The organism is Gordonia sp. GONU (assembly GCF_024733855.1).
GTDB lineage: Bacteria > Actinomycetota > Actinomycetes > Mycobacteriales > Mycobacteriaceae > Gordonia > Gordonia amicalis.
This window is the reverse complement of the sequence record NZ_JANRHB010000037.1, coordinates 1-16,824: the sequence shown is the minus strand read 5'-3', so window position 1 is coordinate 16,824 and position 16,824 is coordinate 1. Positions and strand designations below refer to the sequence as shown.

The 16,824-nt window shown below is 67.9% G+C and carries 14 protein-coding genes; 5 read left to right on the top strand and 9 right to left on the bottom strand.

Annotation, left to right across the window (positions count from 1 at the left end):
- Positions 1-21 precede the first annotated feature (21 nt).
- Both NWF34_RS21860 and NWF34_RS21855 read right to left on the bottom strand, forming a co-directional pair.
- Positions 22-1,314: a DUF4185 domain-containing protein gene (locus NWF34_RS21860; RefSeq protein ID WP_024499173.1), complete on the bottom strand. Its 1,293-nt coding sequence runs from the start codon at positions 1,312-1,314 to the stop codon at positions 22-24.
- A gap of 136 nt (positions 1,315-1,450) precedes the next feature.
- The gene (locus tag NWF34_RS21855; RefSeq protein ID WP_024499174.1) at positions 1,451-2,218 is read right to left on the bottom strand and encodes a methyltransferase domain-containing protein; all 768 of its coding nucleotides are present in this window, start codon (positions 2,216-2,218) and stop codon (positions 1,451-1,453) included.
- 168 nt (positions 2,219-2,386) lie between these two features.
- Here NWF34_RS21855 and rnhA point away from each other — a divergent pair, with 168 nt between their 5' ends.
- From rnhA to NWF34_RS21840, 3 genes are read left to right on the top strand one after another with little or no spacing between them, the layout of a single operon-like run.
- Complete coding sequence (rnhA, locus tag NWF34_RS21850) at positions 2,387-2,824, top strand: ribonuclease HI (protein WP_375295700.1); 438 nt, start codon at positions 2,387-2,389, stop codon at positions 2,822-2,824.
- Positions 2,821-3,747 (top strand): D-isomer specific 2-hydroxyacid dehydrogenase family protein, encoded by a 927-nt coding sequence (locus NWF34_RS21845; protein WP_024499176.1) that lies wholly within the window; start codon positions 2,821-2,823, stop codon positions 3,745-3,747. Before rnhA ends, NWF34_RS21845 begins: the two co-directional genes overlap by 4 nt.
- A 59-nt stretch (positions 3,748-3,806) precedes the next feature.
- Positions 3,807-4,598, top strand: a complete 792-nt coding sequence (locus NWF34_RS21840) for an SDR family oxidoreductase (RefSeq protein WP_006436567.1) — start codon at positions 3,807-3,809, stop codon at positions 4,596-4,598.
- Between the two features lie 50 nt (positions 4,599-4,648).
- Here NWF34_RS21840 and NWF34_RS21835 read toward each other — a convergent pair whose 3' ends face one another.
- On the bottom strand, positions 4,649-5,218 hold the full coding sequence (locus NWF34_RS21835) for a YdeI family protein (RefSeq protein WP_024499177.1): 570 nt from the start codon (positions 5,216-5,218) through the stop codon (positions 4,649-4,651).
- Between the two features lie 45 nt (positions 5,219-5,263).
- Here NWF34_RS21835 and NWF34_RS21830 point away from each other — a divergent pair, with 45 nt between their 5' ends.
- Positions 5,264-5,959 (top strand): hypothetical protein, encoded by a 696-nt coding sequence (locus NWF34_RS21830; protein ID WP_024499178.1) that lies wholly within the window; start codon positions 5,264-5,266, stop codon positions 5,957-5,959.
- 2 nt (positions 5,960-5,961) lie between these two features.
- On the opposite strand, the gene NWF34_RS21825 is transcribed toward NWF34_RS21830, so the two are convergent.
- The 6 genes from NWF34_RS21825 to NWF34_RS21800 all read right to left on the bottom strand — a co-directional run bounded on the left by NWF34_RS21825 (position 5,962) and on the right by NWF34_RS21800 (position 14,957).
- Positions 5,962-7,881 (bottom strand): ABC transporter ATP-binding protein, encoded by a 1,920-nt coding sequence (locus NWF34_RS21825; RefSeq protein WP_258326035.1) that lies wholly within the window; start codon positions 7,879-7,881, stop codon positions 5,962-5,964.
- The gene (locus NWF34_RS21820; protein WP_096274825.1) at positions 7,878-9,611 is read right to left on the bottom strand and encodes an ABC transporter ATP-binding protein; all 1,734 of its coding nucleotides are present in this window, start codon (positions 9,609-9,611) and stop codon (positions 7,878-7,880) included. The genes NWF34_RS21825 and NWF34_RS21820 overlap by 4 nt, the downstream gene beginning before the upstream one ends.
- A gap of 146 nt (positions 9,612-9,757) precedes the next feature.
- Entirely contained in the window at positions 9,758-10,558 is an 801-nt protein-coding gene (locus tag NWF34_RS21815) for a family 1 encapsulin nanocompartment shell protein (protein ID WP_006436573.1), read from the bottom strand.
- A gap of 65 nt (positions 10,559-10,623) precedes the next feature.
- Positions 10,624-11,628, bottom strand: a complete 1,005-nt coding sequence (locus tag NWF34_RS21810; RefSeq protein WP_258326034.1) for a Dyp-type peroxidase — start codon at positions 11,626-11,628, stop codon at positions 10,624-10,626.
- A 112-nt stretch (positions 11,629-11,740) separates the two neighbouring features.
- A complete protein-coding gene (locus NWF34_RS21805) occupies positions 11,741-13,402 on the bottom strand; it encodes an FAD-binding dehydrogenase (protein ID WP_258326033.1) in 1,662 nt (553 codons plus the stop codon).
- 76 nt (positions 13,403-13,478) lie between these two features.
- Positions 13,479-14,957: an amidase gene (locus NWF34_RS21800; protein WP_258326050.1), complete on the bottom strand. Its 1,479-nt coding sequence runs from the start codon at positions 14,955-14,957 to the stop codon at positions 13,479-13,481.
- A gap of 412 nt (positions 14,958-15,369) precedes the next feature.
- On the opposite strand from NWF34_RS21800, the gene NWF34_RS21795 reads away from it, so the two are divergent.
- Positions 15,370-16,332 (top strand): alpha/beta hydrolase family protein, encoded by a 963-nt coding sequence (locus NWF34_RS21795; protein ID WP_258326032.1) that lies wholly within the window; start codon positions 15,370-15,372, stop codon positions 16,330-16,332.
- Positions 16,333-16,824 lie beyond the last annotated feature (492 nt).

The window sequence follows — 16,824 nt, the reverse complement described above, 5'->3', positions numbered from 1 at the left end:
CGGTCCATGATGGCAGCGGTCTCACAACTTGGACAGGTCGGTGCGCGCCAGCATCACGTTGTAGTCGTCCCAGCGGGACACCACGAAGTACAGATTCTTGCCGCTCGAGCGGGGGTGGATGTACGGCGTGTACAGACCGCTCGAGTGCGCGCTGGGGATCAGGACGCGCTCGCCGCTCCACGGGCCGACCGGGGTGGGGGACGTGCGCATCATGATCGTGCCGGCACGTTCGGTGAGCATCACGAACTTCTTCAGGTAAGCGTTGTACGCCACCGACATCTCGCTGACCGGCAACCCGACGATCGGGGCGGCGTCGGCCGGATTCGGCGACCATCCATCACCGCCCCGGAAGTACTGGTAGCGGCTGAGATCCAGGATGTCGCCGGGCCGGAAGCGGGCCACGAACGCCGATCCGTGCCGACCGTTCGGCGTGCCGTACTGATAGATGTACTCCCCGCTGCGCAGAAACGCGCCCATCTGGAACCGGCTGTGACCGCGCGCGATCTGCGGAACGCCGGGCACGGTGAGGTCGAGGTTCACGCGGATCGTGTTGTTGTCGACGGTCCAGGTCTGACCGTTGTTGCGCGACACCGCGATCGCCGAGTAGTTGGTGCTCCAGCGTCCCGGCCCCAGCCACTTGTGGATCGACATGAAGCTCAGGAACTGGATGCCGTTGACCGAGATGCCGCCGGTCGGGATGCGTCCCACCTCGATGTTGCGGACGCCGACCGCGTTGAACATCGGTTGCGAATACGTGGGATGCGCGGGTGTCACCGATGCGCCGGAACGGACGGCTCCGGGTATCGCGGTCGGGAAGCGGATGGCCTTGTCGAGATTCGAGCTCGCATCGCTGCGGAGCATCGTGTTGTGCCGCCAGACCATCTGACCGGCGCATCTGCCCCAGGTGTCGCCGAAGGCCATGAGGATCTGGCCGGAGCCGTTCTCCCAGGGGACGCCGACATCGGTGGCCGTGATCCCGAAGCGGGTGTCCGTGCGTTCGGGGCTCCGTGGACCGGTGACCCAGGAGACGGCGGTCGTCGCGCCCCTGAGCCTCGGCAATGGTCCCTGCGGTTTCTTGCCGCCGGCGCGGTAGCTGCCGAAATCGACACTGCCCCAGCCGAGGTCGCTGGACCCGGTGCTGCCCGTGCTGCCGACGTCGCCGCCGGTGATTCCGGTGACGTTGCAGACCGCCGCGCCGGCCGGTGGAGCCGCCGAGAGAAGGCCCGCGGCGAGTCCGATGGTGAGGCCACCGATCACCAGAGTGCGGCGCGCAGGCGAGAGCGGGCGCAGGCGCTCACGGCTGCGTCGGGACATGCGTACCCCCTGTGACTACTGGTTGTTGCCAGTGTTGCAGAAGTAGCCGGTCCGACCGGTGGAGGTGGCCGAAGCTTGACCGGGATGTGACCCTTCGATTCGCCCTGCAGCCTTCCCGGCTGCGCAGGCGACAGATTCAGTGCCGGGTGGCGACCGCGAACGCGCGCCGGAACGGGAGGAGCGTGCCCCATTCGTGGCGCGGGTACGCCTCGGCGAGGCGGCGTTTGAGTTCGGTGACGAATTGTTCACGCAGGTCGGCGGGCAGGGCCTGGATGTAGGGCCGGATCCCGCCACCGGCGATCCAGTCGAAGACCGGATCGTCGCCGGCGAGGACGTGCAGGTAGGTGGTTTCCCAGGCGTTGACGCGGAAACCGCGATCGAAGAAGAACCTCAGGTAGTCCTCGGCGTCCAGGCGGGGGAAGGGGCGGACGTCGCTCAGCGACTCCGCGAACGGTTCGGTGGCGGCGAGCTCGGCCAGTACCGTACGGAACGGGGCGTCGTGGCCGTTGGGCACCTGGATCGCGAAGGCGCCGCCGTCGGAGAGATGGCCCAGGAGGCGGTCGATGACGCCGAACTGATCGGGGACCCACTGGAACATCGCGTTGGAGATCATCAGATCGTACGGGCGGTGCGGTGCCCACTCGACCACGTCGGCGACGTCGAAGTTCGCGCGAGGATCGAAGTTGTCGGTGATGGCGCGGTCGACCATCGCGGCGGATTCGTCGATGCCGAGGATCTCGGCAGACGGCCACTGAGCGCGCAGGTGTTTGGTCAGGTGCCCCGGACCGCACCCCAGATCGACGATCGTCGTCGGGTTGGTGGGAATCTGCGCGATCAGGTCGAGGAAGGGCCTCGCCCGGTCGTCGGCGAATTGCAGATAGCGTGCTGGATCCCAGACAGCCATGTGTCCACCCTAGGGGTCGGCGGTGGTCGTGTCAGCAAGAAGACGGCTTCGGCGCAGCATGGTTCGGGATGTGAGCGGTCTGGGGAGCCGTCACGCCGCTGACGTAGGCTACCCTGCGTGACAGATCCCGTGAACCCCGCTCTCGAGAACCCGACCGGCGCCGATGGCATGGCGGTCGTGGAGATCTCCACCGATGGCGCCTGCCTCGGCAATCCGGGCCCGGGTGGGTGGGGTGCGGTGCTCCGGTACAAGGGCAGCGAGAAGCGGATCTCCGGGTCGGAACCCGACACCACGAACAACAAGATGGAGCTCACCGCGGCGATCGAGGGTCTCGCCGCGCTGACCAGGCCGTCGAAGGTGATCATCTACACCGACTCCACCTATGTGCGGAACGGCATCATGAAGTGGGTGGCCGGCTGGCAGGCGAACGGCTGGAAGACCAGGGACAAGAAGCCGGTGAAGAACTCCGACCTGTGGCGCCGCCTCATCGAGGAGGAGGAGCGTCACGAGGTGGAGTGGCGATGGGTGAAGGGCCACGCAGGTGACCACTTCAACGAGATCGCCGACGAACTCGCCACCAACGCGGCGCGGGCGGTCTCCCGATGACCGCTGGGCCGGGCGCCTCCATTCCGGTGGCGATCGAACCGAACCACGACGAGCACCTCGTCGCCGCCGTCGAGCGCGCCGGCGGCAAGATCGTCGGCCTGGACGAGGCGCGGGTGCTGGTCTGGATCGGACTGCCCGACGACTTCCCCGAGCTGTCGGATGCCGTCGAATGGGTGGCGCTGAAGTCGGCGGGCATCGAGGACTTCTTCGACGCCGGGATCGTCGACGACCGTCGGGTCTGGACCAACGCCTCGGGCTTCTACGCAGAGAACGTCGCCGAGCATGCGCTGGCGCTGCTCCTCGCCGGGCTGCGCCAGATCAACACCGCCGTCATCCGGCACTGGGACAAGGAACGGATCGACACGTCGGTGCGGTCGCTGCACGGCTCGACGGTCGCCATCGTCGGAGCGGGCGGCATCGGTGCATCCCTGGGGCCGCGGCTGCAGGCGTGCGGTGCGCGCGTGATCGCGGTGAACCGGTCGGGCCGCGACGTGCCGGGGGCTGATGAGGTACGACGCTCCACCGACCTCGACGCGGTGTGGGCCTCGACCGACCACGTGGTGCTGGCCGCGCCGGCAACCGCGGAGACGCGGCATATGATCGACGCCGAAAGCCTTGCGGCACTTCCGGATCACGCATGGATCGTCAACATCGCACGGGGTCCTCTGGTTGACGAGGAGGCGTTGTACGACGCACTCGTCGCCGGCGAGATCGCCGGGGCGGCGCTCGACGTGACCGACCCGGAGCCGCCGGCGGCGGACCATCCGCTGTGGTCGTTGCCGAACGTCATCATCACGCCGCATGTCGCGAATCCCGCGTCCGGTCTGACTCGCGAATTCGCGCCGTGGCTGGCGAAGAATCTCCGCCGGTTCGCGGCGGGCGACGAGCTGATCTCCGTAATCACCCCCGGCCGGGAGTACTGATCCGGGCGATTTTCTAGAACACGTTCTCGTTTTCTGGCGGTTCGTGGCAAGGTCGGGGAGTGATTCTCGACAGATTCCGAATCGATGACCATGTCGCCGTCGTCACCGGTGCCGGTCGCGGGCTGGGCGCGGCGATCGCCGTGGCCTTCGCGCAGGCGGGTGCCGACGTGGTGATCGCGGCACGTAGCGAATTCGACCTCGACCAGGTGGCGGGACAGATCGCCGACGCCGGGCGCCGGGCGCACGTCGTCCCGGTGGACCTCAGCAACGCCGACGCCACGGCCGCCCTCGCGCAGACCGCGGTCGACGAGTTCGGGCGGCTCGACACGGTCGTCAACAACGTGGGCGGTGCGATGCCACGCCCGCTGCTCGACACGACTCCCAAACACCTGGTCGACGCCTTCGACTTCAATGTGGCCAATGCTCACGCTCTCGTCGTGGCCGGGGCCAAGCAGATGCTCGCGACGACGGGTCACGGCTCGATCATCAACATCACCTCGGCCGTGGGCCGGGTGCCGGGCCGTGCGTACGCCGCCTATGGCACCGCGAAAGCTGCTCTCGCGCACTACACGAGGATCGCCGCGATGGACCTCAACCCGAAGATCCGGGTGAACGGTATCGCGCCCGGCGCGATCCTCACGTCGTCCCTGGAGATCGTCGCCGGCAACGACGAGATGCGTACCGCCGTCGAGAACGCCACCCCGATGCACCGGCTCGGCGAACCCGAGGACATCGCCGCCGCCGCGCTCTACCTCGCCTCCCCGGCGGGTGCGTACGTGACCGGAAAGATCCTCGAGGTCGACGGCGGGATCATCGCCCCCAACCTGGACCTGCCGATCCCGGATCTGTAGTCGGGGTTTCGACGGGGCTCAACCAGCAGTGGTACGGGCTCAACCAGCAGTCAGGGGCGGACATTCCGCGCGGCCTGCTCGACGATCGTCGCGATCCGCTTGGTCTTGGTCTCGGCTCTCTTCGCCAGGGCGATCTGGGCGAGTCCCATCTTGCGGGCACTCGGCGGGAACGCATCCCAGTTGGCTCGTGCCGTCGGGTCGGCGTCGAGGGCCGCGGCGAGTTCGGGGGACTCGATGCCCGCCTCGGCGTCGTCGAAGATCGACCACAGGCCACGGGCCTTGGCGTCGTCGACGGCCGCCTGGCCGGCCGGTTGCATGCGTCCGGACTCGACGAGATCGGCGATCCGCGCCTTGTTCGACGCCGCCCACGGGCTGTTGCGGCCGCGCCGGGTGAACCATATGCCGCGCCGCGCCTCGTCGAAGACGCGGGTGTGGCCGTCGATCCATCCCCAGCAGAGCGCTTCCCGGACCGTCTCGTCGTAGTCGAGCGGCTCGCGTCCGGAACCCTTGCGCCAAAACACCAGCCATACGCCTGACGAGGTCCGATGGTTGTCGCGCAACCACTCTCGCCAGTCATCGACGGTGTCGAGAACGAGCTGAGGCGCGCCCGGATCGGCCATGCGTTCAACTTAATCGCGGACGGTCGGTCTCGGTACAGTTGGGCTGTGACCGGCATTCTCGAGTTCGCGAGCAACAACTGGTGGCTGATCTTTCCCATCGGTGGAGTTGTCGGTGGCTGGGCCGGGTCGATCGCCAAGTACAACGAGAAGCGACGCAAGGACAAGATCGAGCTGGCCCGGATCAAAGCGGCCGCACAGACCGAGCAGCTGAAGCTGACCACGACGTCCGCCGAGCAGCTGCGCAAGACGCTGAAACAGCACGATGCGCTCAACGAGAAGTGGTTCGCCTACGAAGTCGACCTGGCCACGTTGATCGAGTACCCCCTGATGACCGACATGCGGGAGCCGCTCACCCTCGCCTTTCATCGTGCGCGAGTCCACGCGGACGACCTTCGTCCGGACCCTCCACGTCCCGGCGACACCGAGTCGACGATCGCACCGGCCGACTTCGCCGACTACCGGGAGGCGGTCGGCGACTACGCCGCGGCCTTCGACGCCGCCGAACGCGAGGCACGCCGCCGCAGACAGGTCGGCTTCTCACCGGTCGAACGCGAAGCGCTCGACCGCGCCCGCAAGCTCATCAGCGTCGCATCCGACTCAGGTGCCACCGCTGCGGAACGCCAGGCAGCCTACAAGAAGGCGCGCGCCGAACTCGACGGACTCATCGACATCCCGCCGCCGGCGGCCGAACGGCTCGAGCGCCAGATCGCCGGTGCGCTCGAGCGGGGTCGTGGGGACTGACGTCAGCCCGCCTCGAGCGCCCCGGTGAACTGGCTCTCGTAGAGACGGCAGTACGCACCGCGGGCGGCAAGGAGTTCCTCGTGGCTGCCCTGCTCGACGATGTGGCCGTTCTCCATCACCACGATCACGTCGGCGTCGCGTACCGTCGAGAGTCGGTGTGCGATCACGAAACTCGTGCGATCGGTACGCAGGTTGGCCATCGCCTTCTGGATGAGCAACTCGGTGCGGGTGTCGACGGAACTGGTCGCCTCGTCGAGGATGAGGATCGTGGGCTTGGCGAGGAACGCCCGGGCGATCGTGATGAGCTGTCGCTCACCGGCACTCACGCCGCCCCCCTCGTCGTCGAGGACGGTCTCGTAACCGTCTGGAAGGGTGCGGACGAAGTGGTCGACGTGGCTCATCCGCGCGGCCTCGAGCACCTCCTCGCGGGATGCGGAGGGGTCGCCGTAGGCGATGTTGTCGTAGATGGTCCCGCCGAACAGCCACGAGTCCTGCAACACCATGCCGGTGCGCTCACGCAGGTCGTCGCGGGTCATCTCGGCCGAGTCCACGCCGTCGACGCGGATGGTTCCGGAGTCGACGTCGTAGAACCGCATGATCAGGTTGACCAGGGTGGTCTTGCCGGCGCCGGTCGGCCCGACGATCGCGACCATGTGTCCGGGACGCGCTGTCAGGGTGAGGTTCTCGATCAGCGGCTTGTCCTCGACGTAGCGGAACGAGACGTCGTCGAACTCGATGAGACCGTTGTCGACCGCGGGGGTCTTCGGGTTCGCCGCGTCCGGGGTCTGCTCGTCGGCGTCGAGGATGTCGAAGATGCGCTCGGCCGAGGCGACACCGCTCTGCATCAGGTTGATCATCGACCCGATCTGGGTCAGCGGCTGCGTGAACTGGCGTGAGTACTGGATGAACGCCTGCACCTCGCCGAGGCTCAGGGAACCCGACGCCACCCGCAGGCCACCGACGACGGCGACGGCCACGTAGTTGAGGTTCCCGAGGAACATGATGGTCGGCATGATGACGCCGGAGATGAACTGCGCGCGCCAACTCGACTCGTACAGCTTCTCGTTGCGCTCGTCGAAGGTCGCCTCGATCTCGCGCTGACGCCCGAATGCAGTCACCAGCTCGTGACCGGTGAAGGCCTCCTCGACCTGGGCGTTCAGTGCCCCGGTCGATGCCCACTGCGCGGAGAAGTGCGGCTTGGAACGCTTCGCGATGACGGCGGTGGCGAGGACCGCCAGCGGGACCGTCGCCACCGCGATCAGCGCGAGCAACGGCGAGATCCAGATCATCATCACCAGCAGTGCGATCACCGTCAGCGCCGAGTTCACGAACTGGGCGATGGTCTGCTGCAGGCTCTGCGAGAGGTTGTCGAGGTCGTTGGTGACCCGGCTGAGCAGCTCACCCCGCGGCATCGTGTCGTAATAGCGCAGGGGCAGACGGTGGACCTTCTCCTCGACCTGGGCACGGAGCTCCCGGATGGTCTCCACGACGACGATGTTCAGCAGATAGGCGGCCAGCCAGCCCAGTCCCGACGCCACGACGTACATCACGAACGTGATGAAGAGGACTCGGCCGACGTCGCCGAAATCGACTCCGACGCCGGGTGTCACGTCCATCGACGACACCATGTCGGCGAACGTGTCGTCACCGCTTGCACGCAGGCCCGCGACCGCCTGGTCCTTCGTCTGGCCCGCGGGCAGCATCCGGCCGATGACCCCGTTGAAGACGAGGTCGGTGGCGTGCCCGAGAACGCGCGGGGCGATGGCCAGCAGGACGACCGAACCCACGATCGAGGAGAGCGTGACCGTTATCAGGCCCCGGTACGAACCGAGTTGGGCGACAACTCGTCTGATCGACGGCCAGAACGAGCGCGGCTTGGACTCGGGGCTGCCGGCCGCCGGTGGCCCACCTGGGCGGGTCATGCGCGCTCCTCCATGGCCATCTGCGATTCGGCGATCTCGGCGTAGGTGGGACACGAGGCCAGCAGGTCGTCATGTGTGCCGATGCCCACGATGCGTCCGCGGTCGAGGACGACGATCTGCTCGGCGTCGACGATGGTCGAGACGCGTTGGGCGACGACGATCACCGAAGCGTCCCGGGTGGCCGGGCGCAGGGCCGCGCGCAGTCTGGCGTCAGTGGTGAGGTCGAGGGCCGAGAACGAGTCGTCGAACAGATAGATGGCGGGACGCCGGACGAGAGCTCGGGCGATCGCCAGCCGCTGCCGCTGCCCGCCGGAGACCGTGGTGCCGCCCTGCGACACCTTCGTGTCGAGGCCGTCGGGCATCGCCGAGACGAACTCGTCGGCCTGCGCGATGCGCAGCGCCTCCCAGATCTCGTCGTCGGTCGCGTCGGCCTTGCCGTGCAGGATGTTGGAACGGATGGTTCCGGAGAACAGGTACGGCCGTTGCGGTACGAGACCGACCACCGCCCTCAGCTCGTCGGGATCAAGACGTTTGACGTCGGTGCCGCCGACCCTGACCTCCCCGGCGGTCGCGTCGATGAGTCGGGGGACGAGTCCCAGGAGCGTCGTCTTGCCCGAACCGGTCGACCCGACGATGGCGGTCGTGGTCCCGGGCGTCACGCCGAAGCTGATGCCGCTCAGCACCGGATCATCGGCGCCGGGGTAGCGGAACTCGGCGTCGTCGAACCGCACGGTGCCCGGATGGCCGGCGAAACCGACCGGATCGGTCGTCGGATGCACCGAGGTCTCGGTGTCGAGGACCTCGGAGATGCGCTCGGCGCAGACCGCGGCGCGCGGCGCCATCATGGCCAGGAACGACGCCATCATCACCGACATCAGGATCTGCATGACGTAGGTCATCAGCGCGGTGAGCGCGCCGATCTCGACGGTGCCGTCGGAGACGGCGTGCCCGCCGAACCAGATGACCGCGACGATCGTGACATTGGTGATCACCATGACCAGCGGGAACATCAGGGCCATCAGCTTGCCGACCCGCAGGGTGGCGTCGGCGAGGCGGTCGTTGGCGACGGCGAAGCGCTGCCGCTCGTGGTCCTCCCGCACGAAGGCGCGCACGACGCGGATGCCGGTGATCTGTTCGCGCAGAACCCGGTTCACCGCGTCGATGCGCTCCTGCATCGAGCGGAAACCGGGGATCATGCGGGCGATGACGAGCCCCATCGACAGGCCGAGGACCGGCACGGCCACCGCGATGACCCACCACAGTGCGGGGGCCTCGCGGATGCCCATGATGATCCCGCCGACGCACATGATCGGCGCCATCACGAGGATCGCGCTGCTCATGACGATCAGCATCTGTACCTGCTGGACGTCGTTGGTGGTGCGCGTGATCAACGACGGTGCGCCGAAGGTGCCGACCTCGCGGGCGGAGAACGAGTTCACCCGGTGCAGCAGGTCGCCGCGGATGTCGCGGCCCGCGCCGAGGGCGGCCCGGGCGCCGAAGAACTGCGCGATGACCGTGGCGACCACCTGCACGATGCTCACCAGGAGCATCCAGCCACCGATCCGCAGGATGTAGCCGGTGTCGCCGGTCGCCACACCGTTGTCGATGATGTCGGCGTTGAGACTCGGCAGGTACAGCATCGCCGCGGTCGCCAGTAGCTGCAGCGACACCACCATGACGATGTTGATGCGGTACCGCTGCAGGTACGTGCGGATGAGTCGGGTCAGCATCCCGGCGCCGGGAGCGTAGCGAGCGGGCCGAGGTCATGGCCCGGCGCCGGGAGCGTAGCCCGCGTGGCGAGCGGGGCGGAGGTCACTGCGATCACCTGCGTCAGACTAGTTGCCCCGGCTAAGTGAGGTGCGTCGGTCTCCGTCGATCAACCGCCGAACAGCGCGACGGCCGCCTCCCCGGTGTGGGTGAGGTAGGTGAACGACTCCTGGAAGTAGAGGTTCACGACGTCGGCGTCGTGGGAGTCGTAGCCGATCGAGACGTCCTGCCCGATCGTCAGCTCGAAGTCGCCACCACGGGTGCTCATGACGAACGCGCCACGGATGGCGGGCGCCCACACGATGTCGCCGGTGACCAGCCGCTTGATGTGGTCGCGGATCGGGTAGCCGTGGTTGGACGTCTCGTTGACCTGCGTGTACACCTCCGCCGACATGGCGACCGAGTACGGCCCGTCGACCGAGGCGAGTCGCAACGTGGTCAGTGCCTGGCTGACGGCCTCGGGGTAGTCGCGGACGTCCTCGGGCAGCTGGATCGGGGTCGCCGTGGCCTCGGAGCGGATACCGGCGATCGAGGCAGCCGCGTAGCCCTCGAAGATCGCCCGGTCCTCGGCGAGCGCGAGCTGGCGCGCGGCCTCGACGACCGGATCCCAGTCGGAGTCCTGGGCGCCGCGGTCCACATCGTCGATGGCCTCACGGGAGACGGTGAACGGCACCTTCAACTCGACCAGCGACTGTGTGCGCCGGATGAACGCCTGGATGCCGTCGGCCGGCGAGTCGATCTTGCTGCGATGGCCCAGGGTGACCGCCGCGGTGTCCTGACCCATCGGCCCCTTCACGTCGACGAGTCGACGGCCCGCGATGTTCCGCTTGAACGACCGGGTCGCCTCCTCCTCGATCTCCGCCCAGGCTGCCTCGGAGATGGGCGCGAGTTCGCGGTGCAGGTTGTTCATGGTGGCCTCCTGATGCGGTGGTGTCGGGCGGTGGGTCTGTCTGCAGGGACTGGTTCCCGGGGGGACTAGCGTAGGGAGCCGATCCCCAGGGAACCGTCGCCGCGGCGGGGCGGGACCTGGGCGGCGGGTTCGGATGTCTGGGGTGCGGGCGGCAGATCCTCGAGGAAGTCGATGGTCGGGGTGAAGAACTGCGCACCGGTGACGGCGGTGGTGAAGTCGAGAAGGCGGTCGTAGGTCCCCGGCGGATCGCCGATGAACATCTTGCGCAGCATCTCCTCGGTGACGTCGGGTCCGGCGGAGTAGGCGATGTAGAAGGTGCCGTTCTCGCCGGCCCCGGAGACGTCGCCGTAGGGCATGTTGTCGCGGACGACGTCGATCTCCTCGCCGTTCTCGTCCTCGACCTTGTTGAGCGCGATGTGGGAGTTCGCCGGCTTCACGTCGTCGGACATCTCCACGTTGTCGAGCTTGGTCCGCCCGATCGCGGCCTCCTGTTCACCCGTGCTCAGCCCGTTCCACGACGAGAGGTCATGGACATAGCGCTGGATCGCGACGTAACTGCCGCCGGCGAAGTCGGGGTCCTCGTCGCCGACGGTGATCGCCTCGACCGCGGCCTGCCCGACCGGATTCTCGGTGCCGTCGACGAAACCGATGAGATCGCGCAGGTCGAAATAGCGGAAGCCGTGGACCTCGTCGACGACCGTCACCGCATCGCCGAGTGCGTCGGTGATCAGGCGGCCGAGTTCGAAGCACAGGTCCATCTGGTCGGACTTGATGTGCACCAGCAGATCGGCCGGGGTGGCCGGAGCCGTGTGGACGTCGCCCTCATAGGGCACGAACGGACGCAGCGCACGGGGACGGGGGCCGTCGAACAACCGGTCCCACGCGTCCGAACCGATCGAGACGATGCCGGCCAGCGCCGCCTCCGGGGCACGCGAGGACACCGCGTTGTTCAGTCCCGGGATCTCCGCCAGCACATCGCGGACCGTGTCCTCACCACCGTCGTCGATGGTGAGGACGAGAAAGATCGCCGACTTGGTCTTTCGCGTCAGGATCGTCTGCGGCACCGGCACGCCCATTACCCTAGCCCACGCATGTCCGAAACGGGATCGCGGATGGGGTCGCGAAAAAGTAGGGCAGGCAGCCCTTTTCGTAGACGTGCCGCCACCCGGTCGAGGGCCGGGGTCAGCTGCGCGCGACGGCCCGTCCGGCCGCTCGTCCGGAGAAGATGCACCCGCCCAGGAAGGTGCCCTCGAGAGCGTTGTAACCGTGCACACCGCCGCCCCCGAAGCCGGCGACCTCGCCCGCGGCGAACAGACCGTCGAACGCGCTGCCGTCGGGTCGCAGCACCTGGGAGTCGAGGTTCGTCTCGAGGCCGCCGAGGGTCTTCCGTGTGAGGATGTTGAGCCGCACCGCGATCAACGGACCGTGTGCGGGATCGAGGATGCGGTGGGGCTTGGCCACACGAACCATCTTGTCGCCGATGAACTGTCGCGCGTTGTTGATCGCCATCAGCTGGGCGTCCTTGGAGAACTTGTTGTCCACCTCGGCGTCGCGGGCGGAGATGACGCGTTCGATGTGGGCGAGATCGAGTTCGGGGCCGCGGGCGATCGCGTTCATGCCGCTGACCAATTCGGGCAGGTTGTCGGCGACCACGAAGTCGATACCGTTGCGCAGGAAGGCATCCACCGGACCGGCGGCGCCCTTGGCGAGGCGGCTCCTGGCGGCGAGCCGGAGATCCTTGGACGTGATGTCGGGGTTCTGCTCCGAACCCGACAGCATGAACTCCTTCTCGACGATGGACTGGGTGAGGATGAACCACGAGTAGTCGTGACCGGCGGCGAGGATCGCCTTCATCGTCGAGTTCGTGTCGAAGCCCGGGAAGTTCGGCGGCGCGAGGCGATTGCCGTTGGCGTCGAGCCACAACGACGACGGGCCCGGGATGATCCGGATGGCGTGGTCCGGCCAGATCGGGTCCCAGTTGTGGATGCCCTCGGTGTAGTGCCACATGCGGTCCCGGTTGACGATGCTCGCGCCGGCGTCCTCGCTGATCCCCAGCATGCGTCCGTCGACGTGGGCCGGGACGCCGGAGATCATCGTCTTCGGTGCCGGTCCGAGACGGTCGACCGGCCAGTTCTTGCGGATGAGGTCGTGGTTGTGGCCGATCCCGCCGGAGGTCACGATGACCGCGCCGGCGCGGACCTCGAACTCGCCCGTCACATCGCGGTTCGACGCCTTGCCGCGCCCGAGGTCGGTCGGTGCGAGGGTCGCGCCCCGCACGCCAACGGCGACACCGTCTTCGACGATGAGTTCGTCGACGCGATGGCGGAACCGGAACTCGACCAGCCCGCGCTTCTCGGCCTCGACGACCGGTTCGGCGAAGATCCGCACGACCTCCGGTCCGGTGCCCCAGGTCAGGTGGAAGCGTGGCACGGAATTCCCGTGCCCGTCGGCGAAACCGCCCCCGCGTTCGGCCCAGCCGACGATCGGGGTGATGCGCAGTCCGAGATCGTGCAGATACTGCCGCTTCTCGGTGGCCGCGAAGTCGACGTACGCCCGGGCCCACTGTCGCGGCCAGTAGTCCTCGTCGTCACGGTCGAATCCGGCTGACCCCATCCAGTCCTGCAGGGCGAGGTCCGCGGAATCGGAGATGCCGAGTCGGCGCTGCTCGGGGGTGTCGACCATGAAGAGTCCGCCCAGCGACCAGAATGCCTGCCCCCCAAGGTTGTTGCGGTTCTCCTGATCGACGACGACCACGCGCCGGCCGACCTTGGTGAGCTCGTATGTCGCGACCAGACCCGCCAGACCCGCACCGACGACCACCGCGTCGGCCACCTGCTCAGTCACGACAACTCCTCACCGCGTTCGATGTGCCGCTCGTCCCCACGAGAACTCGCGATCTCGAGAAGACATTAGCGCCGCGTCACACGGTGATGTCGGCGTACCGGTGGAACCACGGCGCGGCATCTTCGAGTGATGCGGCGAGGGCGAGGAGATCGCCGTCGGCGCCCAGCTTGCCGACGAACTGCACCCCGAGCGGCAGGCCGGTGTCGGTCCAGTGCAGGGGAACGCTGATCGCCGGACGCCCGGTCAGGTTCGCCAGCTGGGTGTAGGGAACCCAGTCGAGGTTCTCCTCGATGAGCTGGTCGACGATTCCCATCCGCGACATCACCCGGCCGACGCGGGCGCGAGCCGCGAGACGTGCTGCCCGCTGGAGGAGGGGTGGGGTCGTCATGGACCCGATCCTCGGTGGCGGTACGGCGAGGGTCGGGGTCAGCAGCAGGTCGTAATTCTGGTGGAAGCGTTCGAGCGCGAGGACGTGGTCGTTGACGTGATCGAGTGCCCGGAAGAGCGGCACGACCCCGGCCGCACGGCCGATCTCGGCGAGGGCGAGAGTGTCCGCCTCGAACTCGGAGTCACCGGCGCCGGTCAGGCGTCGCGCCTCGTCGACCTGGGCGGCCGCCTTCGCGAACCAGATCTCGAGGAAGTCGCGGGCCAGTTCCGCGTCGTCGTGCGGCGGGTCCACCTCCTCGACGTGGTGCCCGAGTCCGGTGAGCACGCGTGTGGCGTGCTCGACGGCGGCGACCGCCTCGGGGTGTGGTGCGGGGTTGATCGCCGAACGGGTGGTGAACCCGATCCGCAGCAGTCGCGGCGGCGTGGCGATCCGGGTGGTGAAGGACTCGGTGTGGAGGGGAGCGGGGTAGGTCGACGACGAGGTGGGGCCGATGATCGCGTCGTAGAGGGCGGCCGCGTCGCGCACGGTCCGGGTCACGACGCCCTCGACCCCCATCCCGAAGAGCGGTTCACCGGTGGCGGGGCCGAACGGCATCAGACCGCGCGAGGCCTTCAGGCCGACCAGGCCGTTGCACGCCGCCGGGATGCGGATGGATCCGCCGCCGTCGTTGGCTCCGGCCGCGGGCACGATGCCGGCGGCGACGGCGGCCGCGCTGCCACCGGACGAGCCGCCGGGGGTCACGTCGGGGTTCCACGGATTGCGCGCCGGGCCCCAGAGGTCGGATTCGGTCTGTGCCTTGGCACCGAACTCCGGGGTGTTGGTCTTACCGAAGATGACCAGCCCGGCGTCGAGGAAGCGTTGGACGACCGTCGCGTGCTCGGTGGCCACGTACCGGGCGAGTGACCGGGAGCCGCGCGTCGTCGGATAGCCGCGGTAGTCCTGCGCGAGGTCCTTGATCAGGAACGGGACGCCGGCGAACGGCCCGTCGAGCTCGGTCTGCACCCGGCGGTCGGCCTCGGCTTCCATCGGGATGACGATGGCGTTGAGGTGGGGATTCACCGTGGCGGCACGTGCCCGTGCCAGATCGAGGAGTTCGACTGCCGTGACCTCGCCGGAGGCGACGAGTCCGGCGAGTGCGGTGGCGTCGGCGTCGAGGTATTCACCCATGTCCACCGCCCTGACCCTAGTGATCCAGGCGTCGAATCGCGGGTGGTTGATCGACACGGCCGGCCCCGAAGGTCGCGACGGATCTCCGTATCACCGTTAACCACCCAAACGAATAACGGTGCGGTCGCGGCAATTTCATTCGTTCAGAGGGCAAAATCGGGCAAGGGTGCCGCGTATGGGTCATATGGGCTGTTCAGATCGCGGCAGATGTGAGATGCGCCACTGTCATCCGGGGTCACGAAGCACGTTCCAGCCTTTGCCGCGACGTTATCGTGCCGTTACACTTCACAACGACGGGTACCGCGCCGGACGGGGATCAATACAATCCCCCTACGTACCACTTCCGCAGTACCCGGTAGGCAAGACCCAGCCAGCGGCCGACTCCGGCCGAGATCCAAAGGAAAACTGACGAATGCTGACTCGCGCCCGTAAGCGCCTCGTCGCCGGACTCGTGGCTCTCGTGGCCGTTTCAGGTGCCACGCTGGTCGCAGCTCCGCCGGCGTCCGCAGCCAATGGCTGCAACGTCGAGTACGTCCGCTCGAACGCCATGAACCGGACCGTGCCGGTGTGCATCGTCTCGGCGGGTGGCGGCGGACCGAAGCCGACGCTCTACCTCCTCGACGGACTCCGCGCCCCCAACAACAACAGCGGCTGGCTGATCAACACCGATGTCGCCCGCTTCATGGCCGGCAAGGGCACCAACGTCGCCATCCCGTTCGGCGGCGGCGGCAGCTTCTACACCGACTGGCAGTCGGCCGACCCCGCGCTGGGCGTCCAGAAGTGGGAGACCTTCCTGACCCGCGAGCTGCCGGGCTACATGGCCGCTCGCCATGGCAGCGACAACCGTCGCAACGGCATCGCCGGCCTGTCGATGTCGGGCACCTCGGCGCTCAACCTCGCGTCGCGTCACCCGAACTTCTACAAGGCGGTCGCGTCCTACAGCGGCTACCCGACGGTCACCATGCCGGGCTTCACCCAGGGCATCCAGGCCTCCGTCATCGAGATGGGCGGCAACCCCACCAACATGTGGGGCTTCTACCCGGCGGGTAGCTGGTTCCAGAACGACCCGTTCCTGAGCGCGGGCAACCTGGCCGGCAAGTACGTCTACGTGTCGTCCGGCAGCGGCGTCGGCAGCAAGTACGACTCGTCGGTCAACCCGACCAGCGGCAACTTCGACCCGGTCAAGTTCGCGCAGATGATCCCGCTCGAGGTCGCCGCCTCGACCAGCAGCCAGCTGTACGTCGGCCGCGTGGCGCTCGTCCCGGGCGTCAAGCTCACCACCCGGATCACCCCGGACGGTGCGCACTGGTGGGACTACTGGTCGAGCACCTTCAAGGAGTCGTGGGCCAAGACCTTCCGCCCGGCGTTCTTCTGAGCCGAGTGAACGGTCTCGTAACTCCATAGAGACAACAACGGCACGGGCCGGTGACCTTCGGGGTCACCGGCCCTTGTTGTGTGTGGCGCTGCCTGGCTACGGGCCCCAGAGGCTTGCGAGCCGTCCCGGTCGAAGGGCTGACGTCTCCTCACCGGCCTTTCGAGGCTCGTCGCTATCGCTCCTCGCACCTGAGGGAGCGGGGGTGGCGCGGCTCGTCGCACGGCAGGTAGCGGGGTGGCGCGTTCCTCGCATCTCAGGGGGCGGGGTGGCGCGCTCCTCGCACCCGAGGGAGGGGGACTCGCGCCTCTGAGGGCCACATTCAGCAGTTCGTGTCGCCGGCCGACACGTAGTGCTCCACCTGTTACAGACAAAACACCGCGGGCGCATCCGGTGGGTACCGGATGCGCCCGCGGGGGTCGCCGCGCAGCTGGGCCCTACTCGGGCGGCGGCTGCTTGCGGAAGGTGCGCGTCGACGCAACGTCGGCCGGGGGC

Excerpts from the sequence above, each read along its gene's own strand:
- rnhA (WP_375295700.1), top strand. The coding sequence starts at position 2,387 with ATGGCGGTCGTGGAGATCTCCACCGATGGCGCCTGCCTCGGCAATCCG.
- NWF34_RS21835 (WP_024499177.1), bottom strand. The coding sequence starts at position 5,218 with ATGGCCGATCCGGGCGCGCCTCAGCTCGTTCTCGACACCGTCGATGAC.
- NWF34_RS21845 (WP_024499176.1), top strand. The coding sequence starts at position 2,821 with ATGACCGCTGGGCCGGGCGCCTCCATTCCGGTGGCGATCGAACCGAAC.
- NWF34_RS21855 (WP_024499174.1), bottom strand. The coding sequence starts at position 2,218 with ATGGCTGTCTGGGATCCAGCACGCTATCTGCAATTCGCCGACGACCGG.
- NWF34_RS21825 (WP_258326035.1), bottom strand. The coding sequence starts at position 7,881 with ATGACCCGCCCAGGTGGGCCACCGGCGGCCGGCAGCCCCGAGTCCAAG.
- NWF34_RS21795 (WP_258326032.1), top strand. The coding sequence starts at position 15,370 with ATGCTGACTCGCGCCCGTAAGCGCCTCGTCGCCGGACTCGTGGCTCTC.
- NWF34_RS21800 (WP_258326050.1), bottom strand. The coding sequence starts at position 14,957 with ATGGGTGAATACCTCGACGCCGACGCCACCGCACTCGCCGGACTCGTC.
- NWF34_RS21860 (WP_024499173.1), bottom strand. The coding sequence starts at position 1,314 with ATGTCCCGACGCAGCCGTGAGCGCCTGCGCCCGCTCTCGCCTGCGCGC.
- NWF34_RS21815 (WP_006436573.1), bottom strand. The coding sequence starts at position 10,558 with ATGAACAACCTGCACCGCGAACTCGCGCCCATCTCCGAGGCAGCCTGG.
- NWF34_RS21820 (WP_096274825.1), bottom strand. The coding sequence starts at position 9,611 with ATGCTGACCCGACTCATCCGCACGTACCTGCAGCGGTACCGCATCAAC.